At 32.2% G+C, this 21,880-nt stretch carries 19 protein-coding genes; 16 read left to right on the forward strand and 3 right to left on the reverse strand.

Features of this window, described 5'->3' with window-relative positions; translation table 11 throughout:
* Nucleotides 1–282 (forward strand): GNAT family N-acetyltransferase (locus B3J44_RS11630; protein WP_286968589.1); only part of this gene is annotated, 282 nt, incomplete at its 5' end.
* A 115-nt stretch (nt 283–397) separates the two neighbouring features.
* Here B3J44_RS11630 and B3J44_RS11635 read toward each other — a convergent pair.
* On the reverse strand, nt 398–985 hold the full coding sequence (locus tag B3J44_RS11635; RefSeq protein WP_286968590.1) for a glutathione peroxidase: 588 nt from the start codon (nt 983–985) through the stop codon (nt 398–400).
* A 781-nt stretch (nt 986–1,766) separates the two neighbouring features.
* On the opposite strand from B3J44_RS11635, the gene B3J44_RS11640 reads away from it, so the two are divergent.
* The 4 genes from B3J44_RS11640 to B3J44_RS11655 all read left to right on the forward strand — a co-directional run bounded on the left by B3J44_RS11640 (nt 1,767) and on the right by B3J44_RS11655 (nt 4,326).
* The gene (locus tag B3J44_RS11640) at nt 1,767–2,297 is read left to right on the forward strand and encodes an RNA polymerase sigma factor (protein ID WP_198855590.1); all 531 of its coding nucleotides are present in this window, start codon (nt 1,767–1,769) and stop codon (nt 2,295–2,297) included.
* On the forward strand, nt 2,297–3,085 hold the full coding sequence (locus tag B3J44_RS11645) for an anti-sigma factor (RefSeq protein WP_278021617.1): 789 nt from the start codon (nt 2,297–2,299) through the stop codon (nt 3,083–3,085). The genes B3J44_RS11640 and B3J44_RS11645 overlap by 1 nt, the downstream gene beginning before the upstream one ends.
* Nucleotides 3,086–3,170: 85 nt before the next feature.
* Nucleotides 3,171–3,572: a DoxX family protein gene (locus tag B3J44_RS11650; protein ID WP_286968591.1), complete on the forward strand. Its 402-nt coding sequence runs from the start codon at nt 3,171–3,173 to the stop codon at nt 3,570–3,572.
* Nucleotides 3,573–3,597: 25 nt separating this feature from the next.
* Nucleotides 3,598–4,326 carry a DUF3667 domain-containing protein gene (locus B3J44_RS11655; RefSeq protein ID WP_286968592.1) on the forward strand — a complete coding sequence of 243 codons (729 nt, stop codon included), beginning with the start codon at nt 3,598–3,600 and terminating at the stop codon, nt 4,324–4,326.
* Nucleotides 4,327–4,351: 25 nt separating this feature from the next.
* On the opposite strand, the gene B3J44_RS11660 is transcribed toward B3J44_RS11655, so the two are convergent.
* Complete coding sequence (locus B3J44_RS11660) at nt 4,352–5,332, reverse strand: hypothetical protein (RefSeq protein WP_286968593.1); 981 nt, start codon at nt 5,330–5,332, stop codon at nt 4,352–4,354.
* A gap of 176 nt (nt 5,333–5,508) precedes the next feature.
* Here B3J44_RS11660 and B3J44_RS11665 point away from each other — a divergent pair, with 176 nt between their 5' ends.
* Complete coding sequence (locus B3J44_RS11665) at nt 5,509–6,540, forward strand: alpha/beta hydrolase (protein ID WP_286968594.1); 1,032 nt, start codon at nt 5,509–5,511, stop codon at nt 6,538–6,540.
* An 83-nt stretch (nt 6,541–6,623) separates the two neighbouring features.
* On the opposite strand, the gene ccsA is transcribed toward B3J44_RS11665, so the two are convergent.
* Nucleotides 6,624–9,839: a cytochrome c biogenesis protein CcsA gene (ccsA, locus tag B3J44_RS11670; RefSeq protein ID WP_286968595.1), complete on the reverse strand. Its 3,216-nt coding sequence runs from the start codon at nt 9,837–9,839 to the stop codon at nt 6,624–6,626.
* Between the two features lie 289 nt (nt 9,840–10,128).
* On the opposite strand from ccsA, the gene B3J44_RS11675 reads away from it, so the two are divergent.
* From B3J44_RS11675 to B3J44_RS11720, 10 genes are all read left to right on the forward strand, one after another.
* Nucleotides 10,129–10,890, forward strand: coding sequence for a Rossmann-like and DUF2520 domain-containing protein (locus tag B3J44_RS11675; RefSeq protein ID WP_286968596.1), 762 nt, complete (start codon nt 10,129–10,131; stop codon nt 10,888–10,890).
* Nucleotides 10,874–11,401: a KdsC family phosphatase gene (locus tag B3J44_RS11680; protein ID WP_286968597.1), complete on the forward strand. Its 528-nt coding sequence runs from the start codon at nt 10,874–10,876 to the stop codon at nt 11,399–11,401. Before B3J44_RS11675 ends, B3J44_RS11680 begins: the two co-directional genes overlap by 17 nt.
* Before the next feature lie 82 nt (nt 11,402–11,483).
* A complete protein-coding gene (locus B3J44_RS11685; protein ID WP_286968598.1) occupies nt 11,484–12,410 on the forward strand; it encodes a geranylgeranylglycerol-phosphate geranylgeranyltransferase in 927 nt (308 codons plus the stop codon).
* The gene (locus B3J44_RS11690) at nt 12,403–12,987 is read left to right on the forward strand and encodes a Maf-like protein (protein ID WP_286968599.1); all 585 of its coding nucleotides are present in this window, start codon (nt 12,403–12,405) and stop codon (nt 12,985–12,987) included. The genes B3J44_RS11685 and B3J44_RS11690 overlap by 8 nt, the downstream gene beginning before the upstream one ends.
* 10 nt (nt 12,988–12,997) lie before the next feature.
* Complete coding sequence (locus tag B3J44_RS11695; RefSeq protein ID WP_198855581.1) at nt 12,998–13,528, forward strand: mechanosensitive ion channel domain-containing protein; 531 nt, start codon at nt 12,998–13,000, stop codon at nt 13,526–13,528.
* 101 nt (nt 13,529–13,629) lie between these two features.
* Nucleotides 13,630–14,730: an AI-2E family transporter gene (locus B3J44_RS11700; RefSeq protein WP_198855580.1), complete on the forward strand. Its 1,101-nt coding sequence runs from the start codon at nt 13,630–13,632 to the stop codon at nt 14,728–14,730.
* A gap of 78 nt (nt 14,731–14,808) precedes the next feature.
* Entirely contained in the window at nt 14,809–16,641 is a 1,833-nt protein-coding gene (locus tag B3J44_RS11705) for a hypothetical protein (protein ID WP_286968600.1), read from the forward strand.
* Between the two features lie 188 nt (nt 16,642–16,829).
* Entirely contained in the window at nt 16,830–17,345 is a 516-nt protein-coding gene (locus B3J44_RS11710) for a hypothetical protein (protein WP_286968601.1), read from the forward strand.
* Between the two features lie 205 nt (nt 17,346–17,550).
* Nucleotides 17,551–19,176 carry a hypothetical protein gene (locus B3J44_RS11715; RefSeq protein WP_286968602.1) on the forward strand — a complete coding sequence of 542 codons (1,626 nt, stop codon included), beginning with the start codon at nt 17,551–17,553 and terminating at the stop codon, nt 19,174–19,176.
* Between the two features lie 179 nt (nt 19,177–19,355).
* A partial coding sequence (locus B3J44_RS11720; RefSeq protein ID WP_286968603.1) for a PIG-L family deacetylase occupies nt 19,356–21,880 on the forward strand: 2,525 nt, incomplete at its 3' end.

Raw genomic sequence — 21,880 nt, forward strand, 5'->3', positions numbered from 1 at the left:
TTTAGAGAAAAAATTGGCTATCAATATACTATTGAGCATTCTGTTTATGTGGTCGATAATATAATAGGAAAAGGAATTGGCTCTAAACTTTTGACAGAATTAATTCGTTTGGCAAAAGAGCAAGGTTATCATGTTATGATTGGTGCAATTGATGCCGATAATGCAGGAAGTATTGCTTTTCATGAAAAATTCGGATTTGTTGCTACAGGCACAATTCGTGAAGTTGGATACAAATTTGATCACTGGCTCGACTTGGTTTTTATGCAGCTAATTTTAGTTTAACCGTAAACGACGCGAAGAATTACGCAAAGTTCGCAAAGTATTTAAAACTCTGTAGCTTTGGAACTAAAAAAAAGCCCAAATTTTGAATCTTCAAATTTGGGCTTTTTTAATGTTTTTAGCTTTTAATCCAATTAATTACTTCAGGTTCTGTAACTAAAGTTTTTGGTTTAATTACTTTAACCAATTCACCTTTTTCATTGATTAAGTATTTTTGAAAATTCCATTCTACTTCAGAATCTTGCAAGCCATTTCTAGATTTTTCGGTCAAGAACTTATATACTTCGCACATATCACTTCCTTTTACTGAAACCTTACTCATCATCGGAAAAGAAACTCCGTAATTCTGTTGGCAGAACGTTTCGATTTCTTTATTTGTTCCAGGTTCTTGCGATGCAAAGTTGTTTGCTGGAAAACCAACAATTACAAAACCTTTATCTTTATATTCTTTATAAACTGCTTCTAAATCTTTGTACTGAGGTGTTAAACCGCATTTTGAAGCTGTGTTTACAATCATTACTTTTTTGCCTTTTAAAGAAGCAAAGTCAAAAGTGTCTCCTGATAAATCTTCAACCTTAAATTGATAAATTGTTTCTTTTGCCATGGTTTTATCTTTTTTAGATAATTTGTTTGTACTGGTTTGAGCATTTAATCCTGTCGCAGACAAAACTGTAGCTCCAAATAGTATAAAAAGTATTTTTTTCATCGTATAATTTTTTATAAAATTAGCTAAAATCCATTTTACAAAAACTATTTTGAGCCTTTAATTTTTGCCAATCAAAAGTTAAATAAAAAAATGAAGCCTAACGTTAATCAGACGTTAGGCTTCCCCCCATACAAACAAATCAAACCATGAATTAATTATTATGCAATCTTTTATAAATTATAGTTGATGACTCGGTTGTGTTCGAAAATTTCTTTCCCCCCAATATGTCAAATGGCTTTCAAAAAAATCTTTAACTGGCTTGTATTGATGTAAATTTAAATCCTAAAATATCCGAAAGACATATTAAAAAAATCTTCGGTCTGGAAGTCCGAGTGCATCAACTATTCAATATCTTTTGTTTTCTCTTTATTATCTCAGCATTTGCCCAGTATTATTACTGCTATTTGGCAAAATGTCTTTTAAAAAATCCTTTTCAGTAAAAACGATCAACGTCAAAACTGTTGTTAATCCAACTATTAATATTTTCATTATTATTTTGCTATCCATATTCTCTATAATAATTTTATAACAACAGCTTTCTAAATTTTCTAATTGGCTTTCTATAAGATCATTCTGACCTTATAAAATACATTTACGTAATGGGATTGTTTTTGGTTTTAAAAAAAGTAAAAAAAAATGCACTTTTTTTTTAAACCCTTTATTTTCTTAGGGTTTTAGCTACTAAAAAAAATAAAAAAAATCAGAAAAAAATAAATTATCTTTATAACAGTTAGCGAATAACATCTTAACTTTTAATGTTTAAACTTAAAAATCCAAATCTATGAGTCAAGAAGAACTGCTAGTTTTAATTTACAAAAAAGACGAAAAAGCTTTTACACATTTGTACGACATGTACTCAAAAAGTCTATTTTCTGTCATTCATGTGTTAATCAAAAATCGAGAAGAAGCAGAAGACGTGCTTCAAGATGTTTTTGTCAAAATTTGGAAAAACATCGACACCTACAATGAAGGCAAAGGCCGATTTTATACTTGGATCTTAAATATAGCCAGGAATACCTCGATAGATAAACTTCGTTCTAAAGACTACAACAACAGCCAAAAAAACCTTTCATCAGATAATTTCGTAAATCTCTTAGACGAGAGCAATAAATTGAGTCATAAACTTGATGCAATTGGAATTCAGGAATTTGTAAAAAAGCTAAAACCAAAATGTATCGAAATAATTAATTTATTGTTCTTTAAAGGATATACCCAGCAAGAAGCTTCAGAAGAATTGGCACTGCCACTGGGAACTATCAAAACACAAAACAGAAACTGTATTAACGATTTACGTAATTATTTGAAGATATAATGGAAGCACAAGAATATATAGAATCAGGAATTTTAGAGCTGTATGTTTACGGTCTATTAAGTGAAAAAGAAAATCTCGAAATTGCCGAAATGGCAAAAAAGAACCCAGAAATGGATCAGGAAATTATCTCGATAGAAAAGGCTGTCATTGCGCTTTCTTCTAGCTTCTCTCCTTTCCACTCTGTAGAGAATTTCGAAAAAATTAAAGCTCGTCTTGAACTTAAACACGGAAAAGTAGTCGACATGAAACCAGCGTCAAACTGGTCGCAATATGTAGGCTGGGCTGCGGCAGTGCTATTGCTTTTAGGTTTAGGATATCAGACTTTAGAATTGACAAAAACAAAAGAAGCGATTTCTACTGTTGGAAATGAAAAGAACAAAATTCAGCGCGAATATGCCTTTTTAGATCAGCAGAATAAGCAAACCGAGAAAAACTTGAGTATTGTAAGAGATATTAAAAATACAGGTGTAACTCTTGGCGGTCAGGCTGTTTCGCCAACTTCTTTTGCAAAAGTATATTGGAATAAGCAGACTAAAACCACTTATATCGATGCGGCAGGTTTACCAGCTCCTCCAAAAGGAATGGTTTATCAGGTTTGGTCTTTAAAGTTAAGTCCTGTTCTTACGCCAACAAGCATTGGTTTATTGGATAATTTTGAAGGAAATTCTCAGAAAATTTTCGCTGTAAATCAAACCGATTCTGCAGAAGCTTTCGGAATTACTTTAGAGCCAGCCGGCGGAAGCCCTACTCCAACAATGACACAACTTTATACTTTAGGAAAAGTTTAAAAATTAATCTTTTATAAAAAGCTAAAACGCATATTCAGAGTAATATGCGTTTTTTTATTATTTTTAATTCACCAAAAACCAATTTATGAATGCAAACTTACTCTTGAGAATCGCAATGGCAATTATTCTCCTCACCCATTCTGTTTCTGGAATGTTTAATAATGGCATTAATGATTTCGGAAATCTCTTTCTCAATCAAATTGGATTTGCTCCCTATGGTGTCTTTCTTGCTTGGAGCATTAAATTGTCGCATGTAGTTGCAGCAATTCTTTTATTGGCCAATAAATACATTAAACTTGCTGGTTTTGTAATCATTTTTGTCCTTATAATGGGAATTTTTGTCCTTATAATGGGAATTGTTTTAGTGCATTTTAAAGAAGGCTGGTTTGTTGTTGGCGGCGGAAGAAATGGTGTTGAATATAATTTTCTTCTAATAATAGTTTTATTGGCAATTATGTATCCAGATGGAATCATAAAGAGAAACTAATTCATAAATCTAATAACGAGTTTAAATGGAAATAATGTGCAAAAATTGCCATCAGGTTTTTAAAGGTCATTATTGTAATAATTGTGGACAATCTGCAGAAACGCATAAAATAAATGTGCATTTTTTATGGCACGATATTCAGCATGGTTTGTTGCATTTTGACAAGGGAATCTTGTTTTCTTTAAAACAATTATTTACAAGACCTGGACATTCGGTTCGTGAGTTTATCGAAGGAAAAAGAGTTCGTCATTTTAAACCTTTATCTTTGGTTGTGGTTTTAGCAACACTTTATGGGGTTTTATACCATTATTTTCATCTTAATACTTTTTACGATATCAAGACTTCTAATTTAGAGTCAAATAATTTAAATGAATGGTTTGCTACACATTTTTCATGGATTACGGTAGGCTCTATTCCTATTTATACCTTTGGAACGTTTATAGTTTTTAGAAAGCAAGGGTACAATTTTGTTGAACTATTTGTTCTCAATACTTTTAAAGCTGCACAAAGAATTTCTGTACAGCTTCTGACAATTCCTATAATGATCTATCTAAACCAAACTTCTCATATACAACAGTATACATATGCAATGTATATTTTGGGTGTCATTTTGATCTTTTGGACGAACATTGAGTTTTTTAATAAAATTTCCAAAATCAAAGTATTGCTGTTGTCTATTTTAAGTCATATTATTTTTCTAATCTGCTTTATTATATTATTGGCCATTATTTTTAAAGTAACTGGGAAATTATAGTGTCAAAATCTGGATGTCTTTTTTCTTAAGGTTTAAAATCCATCTGTTTTTTAAAAAACGTAACGATATAATGTTCTATTTCTTTTTTTGATTCGGGCCAGTTATCTTCCCATAAATTTATTTTTCCAGGCAAGTCAATATCTCTACAATCTGGATGAATTAATTTTAATAGCGCTTTTACTTTATCAGAAACATCATAATGCTCATTATCGCTCGTACCTTTTTTATTGTTTTTTATTAATCCTGCTTCGCTTAGGTTTTTAAACATTTGTGGACGTGAAGGTGGCCCTCCCATTTGAATTTGCTCATACAAACCTGTTCCTTTCCACTGCTCCATCATAATAAGCATATTATCCTCACTAATATTAGTATAATTTTCTAACTCAAATAAAAGTTGCAAAACATATTTAGTAAGAACAAAATCATTATCTCTAATTCCAGCTTTTTGCAAAACGGGTTTGAATAATATACATGAGTTAAAATTAAAGTTGTATTCAAAAAATTTTTTAGCAGTAGCACGGGCAAGGTATTTTTGATAATAGTGATAATCTCTTGTTGCCGGATTTTTTAGTGTTTTTTCTACTTGTTCCTCATCAAAACCCTCTAAATCATATACTAAACATGTCTTGTCTATTCTTTTACCAAAACTTTGCTCTAAGAGTATTTCAAATGGAAATATCAATATAGTATTGCACCCCATTAAAATAATCGTTTCTGCAGTTTTAATTATATTGAAACTACTTCTATTAGTTTCAATAACTTCTTGGTTTCTAACCTGCCAAACTTTACTAATTTCTTTTTCATTTTTTTTCCATGATAAGTTTCCAATATAAGGCAATTCAACCTTTTCAGGTTCCGGATAAAGGGGTTTATAAAAATTAAAAATTGGATTTGAAACAAAGTAAATATCGTAATCTGTCCAAAATCTTTCAATTTGTTTTATAATTATGCTTATAAAGTCTGGTGATTGAATTACAATTACTAAATGAGGTTTTTGGGTATTCATTGATAAACTTATATTGATATTATACTTTTGCAAAAGTAAAAAGAAAATATAGTCTTTTTCTTATTTTTTTTAAAATATACAATTAGTTTCAATCTCATTGTTTATGCAAGCAATCATAGTTAAGTTTCTATTTAAGTATCACAAATAAATCTATTTTAATATTGCAGAAAAAAGCAATGAAAAAAATAATAATATTAGCTGTGTTTTTATCATTTACTGCGATCGTAAATGCACAAAATAAGGTAAGAATTTCAAATTCTAATAAAACAAATTCTATGGAAACTTTAAAAATTCAAAGCCATATTCCAAAACTTAAAATCGCAATTAACCATCTCGCTCCACAAATTCGAGACAGAGATTATCCCGTACTTTTTCTACATGGTTCGTCATTTCCTTCGGCACTTTCTTTTGGGTTTGAAATGAATAATTCATCATGGATGAAAAATTTATCTGAGAATGGATATGATGTTTATGCTCTTGATTTTCTTGGTTATGGTAATTCTGACAGATATCCCGAAATGAAAAACTCTTCTGGTAAAATTGTTGGAAGAGCCAACGAAGTTTCTTTGGATGTTGAAAAAGCGGTAGATTTTATTTTAAAAGAAACAGGAAAAAATAAGATTTACTTAATAGGTCATTCTTGGGGAGGTTCTGTTGCTGCATTATGTGCTACAAAAATGTCCGACAAAATAGAAAAACTAGTTTTGTTTGCCACAATTACAGCAAGAAATGAGATCTCTGAAAAGGAAAAAATCACATCATCATTTGAGGAAATGACTCCTCTGCAGCGCATAAATGCAATGAAAAGCCTCACGCCAGTAGGAACGGAATGCCAGCTAGAACCCGAAATATTTGAAACTTGGGGAGAAATTTGGAAAAATAGTGATCCTTTATCTGAAGATTCAAAGAATGCGGCTGTTCGATACCCATCGGGACCTTCTGCAGATGTTGACAACTTATTACATAACAATCCTTATTACGACCCAAAAAAAATCACTGCAAAAACTTTGGTTATAAGAGGCGAATGGGATAAATATCCTAATAATAGCGACGCAGAAAATTTATTTCTTTCATTAGAAAATGCTAGATCAAAAAAATATGTTGTCTTACAAAAAGGTACACATGTAATGCAGTTAGAAAAGAGCAGAATTGATTTATATAACGAGACACTTCATTTTTTGAATGATAAAACTATTTCCGAGAATTGATAAAATAGCATTATAAAATAAAACAAAAAGGCTCAACGTAATGTTGAGCCTTTTCTATTTGAATTAATAATTATCGTGAATCATTATTTCTTTACTTTTTTAGTTTTGTAATATTTATGGTATTTTGGATAAGTAACTGCTCCAATAATAGTAATTATAATTAAGCAATAGTAAATCCAGCTTAATGAATGCGCTTCTCCACTTGCATAAGAGTGTAAACCTACTAAATGGAAGTTTACTCCATAATAGGTAAACAAGATCGAAACAAAAGCATACATACTCATTAAATTAAAGAACCATTTTCCTCTTAAAGCTGGAACAAAACGAGCGTGAATTACAAATGCATAAACCATAATCGAGATTAAAGCCCAAGTTTCTTTTGGATCCCATCCCCAGTAACGTCCCCAGCTTTCGTTTGCCCATTGTCCTCCTAAGAAGTTTCCAATAGTCAACATGATAAGACCAATAGTCAAAGCCATTTCGTTAATGTAACTTACTTCTTTAATGTGTAAATCCATTTTAGCTTTATTTTTATCATTCGTAAAGAAAATCAATAATAAAGCAACAAAACCTAAAATCATTCCTAACGCAGTCGGACCATAACTAGCTACGATAACTGCTACGTGAATCATTAACCAATACGAATTAAGAACTGGTTGCAAGTTTGCAATTTCTGGATCGATCCAGTTCATGTATGCCGCCATTAAGATCATAGCTGTAACAAATGCAGATGAAGCCACTGTAAGTTTCGATTTTCTATCAAAAGCCAATCCAAAGAACATTGTAGACCAAGCTACATATACAATAGATTCATATGCGTTACTCCAAGGTGCGTGGCCAGAAATATACCAACGTGCAATTAATCCAACGGTATGGAGTGCAAACAATAATCCGATAATAATATGAAAACCGTTTACAGTAAATCTTAGCCATTTCTTCTCAAAGAAAATATTAAGAATCGTAAACATTAACATCAGGATAGATGCTGTAATGTACCAGTAAGGTAATACTTTGAAAACATCATATTTGTTGTAAGCAATCTCGGCATCAATTTTATCTTCACTTGGTCTTACTTTAGCTCCAAATTTCTTTTGGAAACCATTAATGCTTTCCACCAAGTTATCGGCTGTGTCAAAGTTTTTCTGAATAGAACCGTTATTTAAGGCACTAAAGTATAATGGCAGAATTTGTTTTACGTAAGTAGAATCCATTCCTTTAAAACCAGCACTTTCACGCTCTAGATAAGAAACCCATTTATGATTTGGATCATTTGGAACTGGGAAGATTTTCAAAATACTTCCGCTCAATGCCGATTCCATCAAGTTTACCTTTTTATCGGTTTCAACAAAATCTTTCTCAAAATTATTTGGATTTGCGGCTTTGTAAGCTGCATCTAAATATGGAGATAATTTGTAGTTTCCTTGTTCGTCAAAGAATTTTACAAAAGGAGCGTATTGATCTTTAGAATCAATTCCGATAATCTTACGGATACTATCATTTCCAGATTTAATATATATTAATGGAATCTGAATCCAAACTTGTGCGTATTGTGTCATAGACAAGAATACCTGATCTGAATTCATTCCGTTATACGTATCACTATGACTTACTTTTCTAAGCAATTCAGATGAAAACGTATTAATTGGCTTCATTCTACCTCCAGCATCCTGAATAATCAAACGTCCAAATTTTGCTGCATGAGATTCAGGTGCTTTGTATATACTTAATAACGAATCTAACTGTTTTTGGCTTGGTGGTGCTGTTACGTGATTCGCATGATCATTTGGATCTGCCGAATGCGCGTGATCGTGATCATGAGAATGAACATGTGGACTCTGTTGTGCAAAACCAGTTAAACTAATCATCAGAATCAGAATCGTAATCAATTTTTCTTTTTTCTTTTGAATAGCCTCAAGTTTACGTTTCAAATCACCAAAACGAGAATGCTTAGTAAACATAATTGCCATTAAACCAATGTATAATAAAAAGTATCCTAAATAAGTAATGTTAGTTCCCCAAAAATCATGATTTACAGATAGAACAGTTCCTTTTTCATCTGGATCAAATGAAGACTGAAAGAAACGATATCCTTTGTAATCTAAAACGTGATTCATGAAAATATCTGCATCAAAAGTTTCTGTAGAATCCTGAACGGTAACTTTACTTTTAAAAGCAGAATAGCTTTTTTCTGTTCCAGGATATTTGTCAGCAATAAAATCATTTAAACGAATTTTAAATGGTAAAATGTACGCTTTACTTCCGTAGAATAAAGAATATTCTATATTACCAATTTTAACTGTTTTAGCTTCTCCAACCTGACCTTTAGAACCAAAAACCATTACTTCTTTTTCTTGGCCTTCAGCCTTTACTTTAACCACTAAGGCGTCAGTATGAGATTTTGCTTTAAAATCATTATTTGATTCGTACTCTACTTTTCCTTTCATTGGAGGCTCTGGAAATACAATTCTAATATCTCCAATGCTATATAAAGAACGCATCATTAAAGGCTGTACATTGTCTTTTGTAACTTTTCCTTTAAATTGATCTGCCATTCGCATAAATTCACCTTCAAATGGAGTCTGGATTGTATATTCTTTTCCAGTTGTATTAATGTTAATCGCACCGTCTGTCTGTTTATTTAAAGCAAATAAAACATTATGAATATTCTGAACTTCACCTTCTTTCAAGTAGTGTTCTTCTCTTCCACCAGCTCCGGCTTCAACTAATTTAAGATATAAAGTTCCGCTTGGATCCGGTTTTACCACTTCTTTAGCTCCCATGATATAGTTTGAATAAGTAACTTCAAAAGGAGTTTCATCAAATTTTCCTGAAATAGTAAAATCGTTGTTAGTAGCAGGAGATAACAAAAGATTTTTTTCAAAAACTCTTCTTTTCATTTCTCCTTTATATTCACCGTCTGCAAAAATGGTTAAAAAGGTTTTATCTGAATAAACTTGGTTTTCTGCCGCTCCTTCGCGAATTGGCATCATTCCTTCGTAACTGATATATCTAGTAATAAAAGCTCCTAAAATGATAAAAACAAAAGCAAGGTGCAACAAAAGTGTTGCCCATTTTTCTTTTTTATGCAATTGGTATTTTTTGATATTTCCGAAGAAATTGATCATAAAGATGGCCATAATCGCTTCAAACCACCAAGTATTGTAAATTAGTATTCTGGCTGTATCGGTATTGTATTTACTTTCGATAAAAGTTCCAACACCCATTGCAATTGCGAATGTTAAAAAAAGAACGGCCATTAAACGTGTAGAAAACAAAAAGGAGAATATTTTTTTATCCATTTCTTAGGGATTACATTGTATAAAAGTGCGACAAAAGTACTTAAAAATGTTGATTAGCAGGCTTTGGCTTTTGTTAATAAAAACCAAAAATAAAGACTATTTTTCAAACAAATTGATAATATATAAAGTTTAAACTTACAAAACAAAGATGTTATTTTTAAATAATGTCTTTTTTATAGAAAGTGTTAGGATTCTAACAAAAAATAGAGAACAATAAAAACTTTAAAAAAGCATTTATGTATACTCAATACACAACAGCATTAAAAAAAATAATACTAATTTTGCTTTCATGATTCAGATAACAATAATAGGTTCGGGCAATGTCGCACAGCATTTGATAAAAGCTTTTTCTAGTAGCAAAATTGTTGAAATTAAACAGGTTTTTTCTCGCAAGAAAGAAGCTGTACTCCATTTGATTGATTCTGAAAAGATTGTCACAGATTTTAAAGCTTTAGAACCTGCTGACTTACATATTGTTTCAGTTTCTGACAATGCGATTACAGAAGTTTCAAATGAACTTCCTTTTAACAATCAATTAGTTGTTCATACTTCTGGAACATCCTCAATAGAACTATTAAATCCGAAAAATCGTCGTGGTGTTTTTTATCCGTTGCAGACATTTTCTAAGAACAAAACATTAGATTATTCCGTTGTTCCTTTTTGTTTGGAAGCTGAAAACACAGCCGATTTTAAACTATTGGAAACCATTGCAAAAAGCGTTTCGACTGCAGTTTATTCTATTAGTTCAGAACAACGCAAAGCGCTTCATGTTGCAGCTGTTTTTGTTAGCAATTTCACCAATCATTTATACCAAATAGGACATGAAATTTGTGAAGAAAACCAAGTTCCTTTTGCTGTTTTAAAACCTTTAATTCAGGAAACAGCAGACAAAATCAATACATTAGATCCTATTAATGCGCAAACCGGACCGGCAATACGGCATGATTCTATTACAACTGATGCGCATATGGCTTTTTTACAAGACGAAAACAAAAAAAATATCTATAAAATCCTAACACAATCTATACAGCATAATGGGAAAAAGTTATAAAGAAATAATGAATGACATCACAACTTTTGTTTTTGATGTAGACGGCGTACTTACAGATGGTTCTGTTTTTGTAACCAATGAAGGCGAAATGTTAAGAACAATGAATATTCGTGATGGCTACGCAATGAAAGCTGCAATTGAAAGCGGTTATCATGTTTGCATTATTTCTGGAGGAAGCAATGAAGGCGTTCGTATTCGTCTTCGTAATTTGGGTATAAATGACATTCATTTAGGAACTCCTGATAAAGTAAAAACTTTCATAGCTTATTGTGAATCAAACAATATCAAACCTGAAAACGTACTGTATATGGGAGACGATATCCCAGATTTTCATGTAATGAAATTAGTAGGACTTCCAACTTGTCCGCAAGATGCAAGCCCAGAAATTAAAAATATCTGCCGTTATATTTCGCACGTAAAAGGCGGACGCGGTTCTGCAAGAGATGTTATCGAACAAGTAATGAAAGTGCAAGGAAAATGGATGGAGTACTTTAACGGAAAACACGATTAATTTAATTGTGAATTGTTAATTATAAATTGTTAATTGAAAAAACTTAGCATCTTAGAATCTTAGCCCCTCAGAACCTAAAAAAATGAAATTCCTAAATCTTATTCGTTACAAAAACCTTTTAATGCTTGCATTTATGCAGTTGCTTTTTCGTTATGCTTTTTTAAAACAACAACAAGTCCCGCTGGCATTGGCAGATTGGCAATACGGATTGTTAGTTTTAAGCACTGTACTTCTTGCTGCTGCAGGCTATGTAATCAATAACATTTTCGATGTAGGAACAGATAGTATAAACAAACCAAATGATGTTGTTGTTGGCAAAGGAATCACAGAAACTGCTGCTTACAATATTTATATAGGTTTGAATATTTCTGGAGTTGCCATTGGTTTTATTTTGTCGAATATTATCATGAGACCGACTTTTGCTTCACTTTTCATTTTAATTGCCTCGCTTTTGTATTTTTATGCTACGAGTCTCAAGCAAATTATGCTTTTAGGTAATTTTGTTGTGGCTTTGCTTTTAGCAGCAAGTGTACTAATAATTGGTGTTTTTGATCTTTTTCCTGCTACAACAGCCGAAAACCAAGCTCAAATGGCAAGTCTATTCTCGATTCTAAGCGATTATGCCATATTTGCTTTTGTAATTAATTTTATCCGCGAAATTGTAAAGGATATTGAAGATGTAAATGGTGATTATAATATGGGAATGAATACTTTGCCAGTTGCAATTGGAGTGAGCAGAGCTGCAAAAATTGCTTTAGGTTTTGCTATCGTTGCGTTTATCATCTCTGGACTTTATTGCAACACTTACCTTATGCAAAACAAACTTTATATTGCTGTATTTTATGCTTTTGCTACAATTTTGGCGCCATTACTTTATTTTATCGTTAAAATTTTCAGTGCAAAATCTCAAAAAGAATTTCATCACTTGAGCACCATTTTAAAACTTATTTTGTTCTTCGGAATTTTATCAATCCTGGTTATCGCCTTAAATATCAAATACAATGCTTAAAGAAAAACTAAAAAAATATAAAATCATTTTAGCTTCTGGTTCGCCACGTAGACAGCAGTTTTTTAAGGATTTAGATCTTGATTTTGAAATTCGCTTAAAAGACATTGAGGAAATTTATCCGCCAGAATTAAAAGCGGCTGAAATAACTGATTATCTTGCCGAATTAAAGGCGAATGCTTTTGAAGGCGAATTAAAAGAAAATGAAATTTTGGTAACAAGCGATACGATTGTTTGGCACCAAAATAAAGCTTTAGGAAAACCAAAAAGCGCTGAAGAAGCTTTTGCTATGATTAAATCGATGTCCAATACAACACATGATGTAATCACTTCGGTTTGTTTTAAAACAGCAACCTCTTCTACTCTATTGCACGATATTACAAAAGTAACTTTCAACGATTTGTCTGACGAAGCTATTTTATATTATATAGAAAACTACAAACCTTATGATAAAGCTGGTGCATACGGAATTCAGGAATGGTTTGGTTTTATGGCAGTTGCAAAAGTAGAAGGCTCTTATACCAATGTAATGGGGCTTCCGACAGCCAAAGTTTACGAATTTTTGACTACATTAGTCTAAAAATTTATTTATGTTTTCTTTTAAAGAGTATAGCCGAGAAATAATCGCAACAATCATTCTTATCGGAGTTTTGATTGTATTGCGTATAGTAATTGCTAAACTAATAAGGCGTTTTGCGGCTACAAGCCAATTATTTGAACATCGTACCAATTTGGTTATTAAGTATATTAATATTTTAATGAATATACTTCTTGTAACCATTTTGATAATAATCTGGGGAGTTCAGACAGAAGATATTTTTATTACGATTTCTTCTATTGCAACTGTAATTGGTGTAGCCATGTTTGCACAATGGTCTATTTTGAGCAATATTACCTCAGGAATGGTTCTGTTTTTCTCTTTTCCTTTTAGGATTGGAGACACCATTAAAATTCATGACAAAGATTTTCCTATTGAAGCTGAAATCGAAGATATTAATACATTTCATGTAAGCTTAAAAACTAAAGAAGGAGAAAAAATAATTTTCCCTAACAATTTACTACTTCAGAAAGGAATTTCTATTATTCCTGCAAAGCATGAAGAACGCGAGTTTTTTGACTAAATTCTAATGGGAATTTTATAACGAGCACGAGAAAAGCTAGAACGTAAAAAGACAAATAAAGTGTAATATTTGTTTTATAAATTCAGCTAAATAAAATTAAAATGACTCGGCCTGTAACACTACCCTTTTATGCAAAACTTTCCTTTATTCTTGTTTCCTTAATTTGTTTTGCATTTATTTTTTGCATCGGAAAAGATATTCTTACACCAGTTTTAATGGCGTTTTTATTTGCCGTTTTACTGCTTCCGATATTTACTTTTTTTAACACAAAACTTAAATTGCCAAGGCATCTCGCCGCAATTATTTGTCTCGCTATTTTTATATCTGTAATTGTGGCGGTATTGGTCTTCATTTCTTATCAAGCGACTTATATGGCAAATGATTTTGAGACGATAAAGAAAAATGCAAATTCTTTTATTCTTGAAATTCATAAATTTATCAGAGAAAATTTTGAGGTAAGCATTGGCGATCAAAAGAAATATTTGGATTCTGTTACAAAAGACTCTGTTAAAACAGGTCAAGCTAAATTAGGGTCATTCATCATTTCCATAAGTGATGTTCTTTTGGACAGCACGATTATGATCGTTTACACCTTTCTGTTTTTAATTTATAAAGAACATTTTAAATTGTTTTTTGCCAAATTAATCAAACAAGAGAATCATGCAGTTTTGCAGGATATTTTGTCTCAGATTAAAGTTTCTATCAATAATTATATTGTAAGTTTAATTATTGAAATGATCGTGGTATCGATATTAACTGGTTTAGGTTTATGGATTATCGACGTAAAATATTTCATCCTTCTCGGATTGATTACAGGAATTCTAAATTTGATTCCTTATATCGGAATTTTTATTGCTGGAGTTATTACAGTGCTGGCATCGTTAACAGGGTCTGGAGAAATTTCAGTAATTCTCGGAATTCTAATTGTGAACATTATTGTTCAGTTTATTGATAATAATCTGCTTGTTCCGCTAATTATTAATACTAAAGTAGAAATAAATGCTTTTGTTTCTATTATGGGAATTATTGTTGGAGGTGCCGCTGCCGGAATTGCGGGAATGTTTTTAGCAATTCCGTTATTAGCAATTCTTAAAATTATTTTTGATCGAATTGACTCGCTTTCTGCTTGGGGATATCTTATGGGAAATCATGTTCCGCGGAAATTTGTCTGGAGAAAAAGAAAAATTACAACAGAAAATTAAAAAGAACGTTATGCTAGCATAGCATTTGTTTATTCCTTATATTCATAAAACTTTAAACTATTAGAAGAAAACTACCGAATGTCTTTACAAAAAAAAATACTGATTTTTATTTTGTTGTGCTTTTGTTTGCAAAGCGGATATGCGCAGGTAGATCAAACTAAAAAAGAGCCAAAAACTCAAAAAGACACTACAGAAATATATACTAGAATTAGAAATTATTCTAAGAAGAATAAATTTACGCAAGCAATGCATAAATTATTCTTTAGATCTAAAAAACCGAAGAAAAAAGAAGAATTGCTCGTTCCTATTGATTCAACCAATTACGATGGCAAAATCATTAGAAAAATCAATATTATCACTCTAGATCCTTTTGGTTATTCTGTTGCTGATACAAATCAAGTTCCTAAAAATTGGGGAGAAAGAATGGGTAATAGAATGCATTTAAAAACGAAAAAAATAGCAATTTATAATTTACTGCTTTTTAAGAAAAACACTCCTTACAATACATATAAAGTACTCGAGTCTGAACGTTTAATTCGTGCGCAACGCTATGTAACAGCTGTTAGAATCTCCAATCAAAGTGTTGGACAGGCGTCAGATTCTGTAGATGTAACAATTCGCGTTTTAGATTCCTGGAGTACCATTCCGAGATTTTCGATTTCTAGCAATCAAATGTCGATTGGTTTTAAGGAAAAAGATTTCTTTGGAAGCGGACAGCAATTAGAATATCGTTTTACCAACCGTTTTGATGATGGACGAACTGCCAACGACGCAACTTATACAATCCCAAATATTAAAAATACTTATATAGGGACAGTTCTTCATTACAATATGGATTTAGACAATAATTATATTAAAAGTATAGATATTGAAAGAGACTTCTACTCTCCTTTGACTAAATGGGCAGGAGGATTTTACGTCGACGAAAGCTTTAGGAGGGACACATTGCAGGCACCAGATTCGACTTTTGCTTATCAGCCTAAAAAATATACTTCGCAAGATGTTTGGGTTGGACGTGCTTTTAAAATGTACGAAGACCAAAATAAAGCTATTACGAATCTAATTACAACAGCACGTTTTCTAAATGTAAATTATAGTGAGACGCCTTCAGAAATTTATGACCCGAATCATTTTTATTCTTCTGAAAAACTAATTCTTAGCGGAATTGGGTTAAATACGCGAAAATTTATAAAAGACAGCTATATTTTTAGAAACGGGCAAACTGAAGACGTTCCAATAGGACGAATATATGGAGTCACTTTTGGTTATCAATATAAAAATACGTTTTGGAGACCTTATGTTGGAGCCCAGTTTTCTTTTGGAAATTATTACCGTCTGGGATTTCTGAGTATGAATTTTGAAGCTGGAACATTCTTTCATCAGTCGAAAACCTATCAAACCTCATTTTTGTTTGAATCCAATTATTTTACCAAGTTATACAGTATAGGAAAATGGAAGATTAGACAATTCGTAAATCCGGAAGTCGTAATTGGAATAAATAGAGACGATATTATTGGAGATCAATTAAACATTAATGGGCAAAATGGCTTGGCAGGATTTAATAGTTATTTGTACGGAACAAGCAAAGCGGTTCTGTCATTGCAAACGCAGACATATTCTCCGCATTCTTTATTAGGTTTCCGCTTAAATCCCTTTTTTAATTATTCAATCGCGGTTTTAGGAAGTCCTGAAATCGCTATGACCAAAAACAAGCCTTATTCTAAATTAACGATCGGACTATTAATCAGTAATGACTATTTGGTTTTCAGTTCTTTCCAGCTTTCGCTTTCTTATTATCCAAGTATTCCACAACAAGGAGATAATGTCTTTAAAACAAATACTTTTGAAACGACTGATTATGGACTTCAAAGCTTTGAACTTGCGAAACCAAGAATTGTCAATTATAAGTAATTTTTGTTTTTTTTTTGCAAAATTTCAAAAATGAAATAAAACATTAAAAACCAATAAATTAAACCATTTATAACGTTTTAGCTACTCGTTGAAATGCATTTTTATCCGACAAAATACATCTGTTTTTATTTTTTGGCACAGTATATGAATATCCCTATTCAAGATTAACATTATAAAATTAACAAAAGATGAAAACGATAAAATTAGCAATCGCCGGATTATTTCTAATGGTTGCAAACGCCACACAAGCCCAAGTATCGATAAACGTGAATATAGGAAACCCACCTGCTTGGGGACCAGTCGGATATACCGAAATGGAATATTACTATCTTCCAGATGTTGAAGCTTACTACGATGTTCGTGCTGCTCAATTTATCTATTTCGGAGGAGGAAAATGGGTAAGAGCCGCTTACTTGCCAAGACAATATAGAAACTACGATTTATATGGAGGTTATAAAGTAGTATTGACAGATTATCATGGTAGAACTCCTTATACTTATTTCGACCGTCACAGAGTAAAATACTATAAAGGATATCATGGAGCTCCACAAAGACCATACAAACCAAGACCAATATACGGCTACAATGATCGTCGTCACTACGATCGTAAAGACTACAAACATTACGATAAGCATGACAAACACGATAGACACCATGACGATCACGGGCATGATGATCATGGAAGAGGCCACGGAAGAAGATAATGTTAAATCATTAGCAATCAATACAAGAGAGTATCAAAAAAACGATACTCTCTTTTTTTATGAATTGTTTAATTGCATCTTTTGTTAAAATGTTGTATATTCAACATAAATAACTGTATTGCAATAAGTTTCGTCAAAAAAGCACTTTATTAATACAATTATAATATATATTTGCGCCGAATTTTAAAATCCAAAAAAGAAATTTATGAAAAAGAATGTTTATTTGCTTTCATTTTTAGCAATGTCACTGTTAATAGGTTGTGACGATAACAATGACAACAAAAACGATGGACAATCGTCAAATAACATTACTATTACCTCAGATCAATCTACTTTAAACAAAAGACTTGACTTAACTAATTCTGGGGTAATTTCGATCGAAAATGGTGCTTTGACAGGAAAATCTGCGGAGACTACCAACACTTCTTTCCCTCTTGTTCAAATTGCCGAAGTAAAACCACCAGTTGATGCAAACGGAAGAACACTTCAAGCCAGTCACGTTACTGTAAACGGAAATTATGCTTATGTTTCTTATATCATGAGAGGCGATGCTTATTCTGGAGCAATTGACGTTATTGATGTTTCAGATCCTTACAAACCTAAATTGGTTACTTCTGCTTTAATTCCAAATACTGATATTACTTCTCTGACTTTCTCAGGATCAAATTTAATTATCGGAGCTGCAAAAGATGTCGATAAAGATACTCAGCTTGCGGGAAATCCGGCAATTGTGTTTAACATGGAGCTTAGTTCAGGGCTATTAACAGATAAACTAAAAACAAATTATTTAGAAAGCAGAGTTACGACAGATGTTGCAGCCAATACTTCTAACTATTTTGCAGTAACTGGAGATAACGGGAGTTTATATAAAATAAACAGTTCTACAAAAGTAATAGCAGGAAAAGCCGCAATGGCAGATTTGCGTTCTATTGCCTTAACAAGCGATAAGGTGGTTACTTTAAGTGGAACTAAAGGAGTTAACATTTACAACCAGTCTACTCTAGCTTTACAGAAAAGCTTTGCAACATCTAATGATGTAAGTGGAGCAAAAAGAACAATGGATATTGACGGAACAAAACTTTTTGTTTCTGAAGGTCCAAATGGCCTTGGTGTCTACGATATCAATAGTGGATCAAAATTGCAGACTATCGGAATCACAACTGCGGGTGAAGATAATGTAACAAATGCAGTTTCTTTTAATGACGGTTATGCTTTTGTTGCAAATGGTGCGTTAGGTCTTAATGTTTACCAATCTACGACACAACTTAATTTATTAGGTTCTGTAGGAATTGCAGGTTCTTCAAACTATGTAAAATCAAGTGGTGATTATATTTATGTTGCAAGCGGAACAGGTGGTTTGAAAATTATTAAAATGGAAAAACCAAGTACCACTTTTGCAAGCTGTTTAACTTACGGTTTGTATAATCAAGGTAAAGATTTGATTTTAAATTCAAATGACATAAAATCCTACCAAGGAGCAACAGCTATTAATTCGGCAATTATTAACTCTAAAGCTGTTTTAACACATTGTGGTTCAATTGCGATTCTTAATAACTTAACTTTAAATAGTGGTGGTACTTTTAATATGAGAGGAAGTTTATCTCAAGGTAAATACCAACAATCTACTCCAACACAATTAATTATCAACTCTGGTGCAAAATTAGTGGTTGAAGGTTCGGTTGTAATATGGGGAGATTTGACATTGAATAGTGGCGCTCAAATTGAGTTCGTTGGCAACACATCGTCAATTACAGTTTATGGTAAAGTTACAAAAAATACTGGCGTAACTATTACAGGAAACTACGTTGATACAGAAAACAAATTGAAATAAGCAGTAAACGGCATCAAATATATATTTTCGAAAAGCTGTCAGAAATAATCTGGCAGCTTTTTTTATTTTATTTCTTAAAATATCAATCAAATAATCAATCATTAACATTTCATTTAAATACTGTTCCATAAAATAATTAGTATTTTTGATGCACTTTCAAAAAAACAATTAACCAGAATATGCGAAAAGTACAGGCTCAAATCTTTCTTCTATTTTTTATAGGTTTTCAAATTTCATTTGCGCAACAGCCACAAAAACTAAATTCAGTTGAAATTTACAATCAAATCAAAAAATTAAATTTTTTAGGTTCTGTTTTGTATGTTGCGGCACATCCTGATGACGAAAACACTAGAATGATTTCGTATTTAGCCAACGATATGAATGCCAGAACTGGTTATTTATCTCTTACAAGAGGAGATGGCGGACAAAACTTAATTGGCCCACAATTGCGCGAATTACTTGGCGTTATCAGAACTCAAGAATTGATCGAAGCTCGCAAAATAGATGGCGGAGAACAATTTTTTTCTAGAGCAAATGATTTTGGTTTTTCAAAAAATCCCTCAGAAACCTTAGATATTTGGGACAAAGACAAAGTACTTGCCGATGTGGTTTGGACTATTAGAAAATTTCAGCCAGATATTATCATCAATAGATTTGATCATCGTTCGCCTGGAACAACACACGGCCATCATACTTCTTCTGCAATGTTAAGCGTTGAAAGTTTCAAATTAACAAACGATCCTAAAGTTTATCCTGAACAATTAAAATATGTAAAACCTTGGCAGGTAAAACGTCAGTTTTTTAATCCCTCTTGGTGGTTTTACGGAAGTCAGGAAAAATTTGATGCAGCCAATAAATCAAAATTTACAAAGATTGAAACAGGAGTTTACTACACTGGAATTGGAAAGTCAAATCAAGAAATTGCTGCTTTAAGCCGCAGCCGTCACCAATCGCAAGGTTTTGGCAGTACAGGCGTTCGTGGTGAAGAAACAGAATATTTAGAGCTAATTAATGGAGAAACTCCAAAAGAACGAGATAATTTATTTGATGGAATTGATACAAGCTGGAATCGCGTTAAAAACGGAAAACCAGTTGGAGATTTAATTTCGTTAATTATTTCAAAATACGATTTTAGCAATCCATCAGCCAGTATTCCAGATTTAGTTAAAGCGTATTCTATGATTCAAACTCTAGACGATCTACATTGGAAAACGATTAAATTAGCTGCCATAAAAAATATTATTGCATCTTGTTCTGGTTTATACCTTGAAGCTGTTGCCAACGAGCAGGAAGCAACTCCAGGAAGCACTTTTAAATTGAGCCTAGAGGCTATTAACAGATGCGCTGCAGAAATGCAATTAATTAGCGTTACTACACTTCCAGACAACCAAACAACAGCTCAAAATATTGTTTTAAAAAACAATGATGACCAGAAAATCAATCTGCAATTACAGCTTCCAAACAATATCGAATACACACAGCCTTATTGGTTAAAAGAAAAAGCTACTGTTGGAATGTACATCGTTTCTAATCAAGAAATCATTGGTACTCCAGATATCATAAGAGATACAAAAGTTGTATTTAATGTAAAAATCAACGATATAGAAATTCCGTTTGAGCGCACAGTTGTCTACAAATACAATGATGGTGTAAAAGGCGAAATGTATAACTTTCTAGATATTGTTCCAGAAGTGACTACTTCTATTCTTGAAAAAGTTTTAATTTTTGGAAACACCAAAAGTAAAATGGTTCCAGTGAAAGTTCGCGCTGGAAAAGATAATGTAAAAGGAAATCTACAACTAGAATTGCCAAATAGCTGGTCTGTTTCTCCAAAAGAAATTCCGTTTACTTTAGACAAAAAAGGTAATGAACAAATCTTTTATTTTGAAGTGACTCCGCCTGTTAATCCAGAAGAAGTTATCGCAAAAAGTGTCGCAATTGTTGACAATAAGCGTTTTGATAAAGATCAAACTAATATAGAATTCAGCCACATCACTAAACAAATGGTTTTAAAACCAGCCGAGTCAAAATGTATTAGAATTGATTTAAAGATTTCTGGTGAAGCTATTGCTTACATTATGGGTGCAGGAGATGAAGTTCCTGAAAGTTTGACTCAAATGGGATATAAAGTTTCGATCTTAAAACCTGAAGAAATTACACCTGAAAAATTAGATTCTTTCAGTACCGTAATTACCGGAATTCGTGCTTACAATACCGTAAATGCTTTGGCAAACAAGCAAAATATACTTTTCAATTTTGTAAAAAGCGGTAAAAATATGATCGTTCAATACAACACAAACGGAAAATTAGTAACAGACAAAATTGCTCCATATCCGCTTAAATTATCGAACGATCGTGTAACAGAAGAAAATGCTAAAATTACTTTCTTGGCACCTAATCATCCTGTTTTAAATACGCCAAATAAAATCTCTGAAAAAGATTTTCAAGGCTGGAAACAAGAACAAGGTCTATACTATCCAAACGAATATGATCCTGCCTTCACTCCTATTATTTCATCACACGACAAAGGAGAATCTGCGAAAGATGGAGCTTTGCTTGTCGCGCCATACGGAAAAGGTTATTACATTTACACAGGTTTGAGTTTCTTTAGAGAATTACCAGAAGGTGTTTCTGGAGCATACAGATTATTATCGAATATTATTTCTCTAAAACAACCAATTGAAGCTCCTAAACAAGATTTAAA

Source organism: Flavobacterium sp. UBA4854, from assembly GCF_002399805.1.
Classification (GTDB): domain Bacteria; phylum Bacteroidota; class Bacteroidia; order Flavobacteriales; family Flavobacteriaceae; genus Flavobacterium; species Flavobacterium ginsengisoli.

Coding starts and splice junctions, on each gene's coding strand:
- B3J44_RS11635 (WP_286968590.1), bottom strand. CDS start 985: ATGAAAAAAATACTTTTTATACTATTTGGAGCTACAGTTTTGTCTGCG.
- B3J44_RS11640 (WP_198855590.1), top strand. CDS start 1,767: ATGAGTCAAGAAGAACTGCTAGTTTTAATTTACAAAAAAGACGAAAAA.
- B3J44_RS11645 (WP_278021617.1), top strand. CDS start 2,297: ATGGAAGCACAAGAATATATAGAATCAGGAATTTTAGAGCTGTATGTT.
- B3J44_RS11650 (WP_286968591.1), top strand. CDS start 3,171: ATGAATGCAAACTTACTCTTGAGAATCGCAATGGCAATTATTCTCCTC.
- B3J44_RS11655 (WP_286968592.1), top strand. CDS start 3,598: ATGGAAATAATGTGCAAAAATTGCCATCAGGTTTTTAAAGGTCATTAT.
- B3J44_RS11660 (WP_286968593.1), bottom strand. CDS start 5,332: ATGAATACCCAAAAACCTCATTTAGTAATTGTAATTCAATCACCAGAC.
- B3J44_RS11665 (WP_286968594.1), top strand. CDS start 5,509: ATGAAAAAAATAATAATATTAGCTGTGTTTTTATCATTTACTGCGATC.
- ccsA (WP_286968595.1), bottom strand. CDS start 9,839: ATGGATAAAAAAATATTCTCCTTTTTGTTTTCTACACGTTTAATGGCC.
- B3J44_RS11675 (WP_286968596.1), top strand. CDS start 10,129: ATGATTCAGATAACAATAATAGGTTCGGGCAATGTCGCACAGCATTTG.
- B3J44_RS11680 (WP_286968597.1), top strand. CDS start 10,874: ATGGGAAAAAGTTATAAAGAAATAATGAATGACATCACAACTTTTGTT.
- B3J44_RS11685 (WP_286968598.1), top strand. CDS start 11,484: ATGAAATTCCTAAATCTTATTCGTTACAAAAACCTTTTAATGCTTGCA.
- B3J44_RS11690 (WP_286968599.1), top strand. CDS start 12,403: ATGCTTAAAGAAAAACTAAAAAAATATAAAATCATTTTAGCTTCTGGT.
- B3J44_RS11695 (WP_198855581.1), top strand. CDS start 12,998: ATGTTTTCTTTTAAAGAGTATAGCCGAGAAATAATCGCAACAATCATT.
- B3J44_RS11700 (WP_198855580.1), top strand. CDS start 13,630: ATGACTCGGCCTGTAACACTACCCTTTTATGCAAAACTTTCCTTTATT.
- B3J44_RS11705 (WP_286968600.1), top strand. CDS start 14,809: ATGTCTTTACAAAAAAAAATACTGATTTTTATTTTGTTGTGCTTTTGT.
- B3J44_RS11710 (WP_286968601.1), top strand. CDS start 16,830: ATGAAAACGATAAAATTAGCAATCGCCGGATTATTTCTAATGGTTGCA.
- B3J44_RS11715 (WP_286968602.1), top strand. CDS start 17,551: ATGAAAAAGAATGTTTATTTGCTTTCATTTTTAGCAATGTCACTGTTA.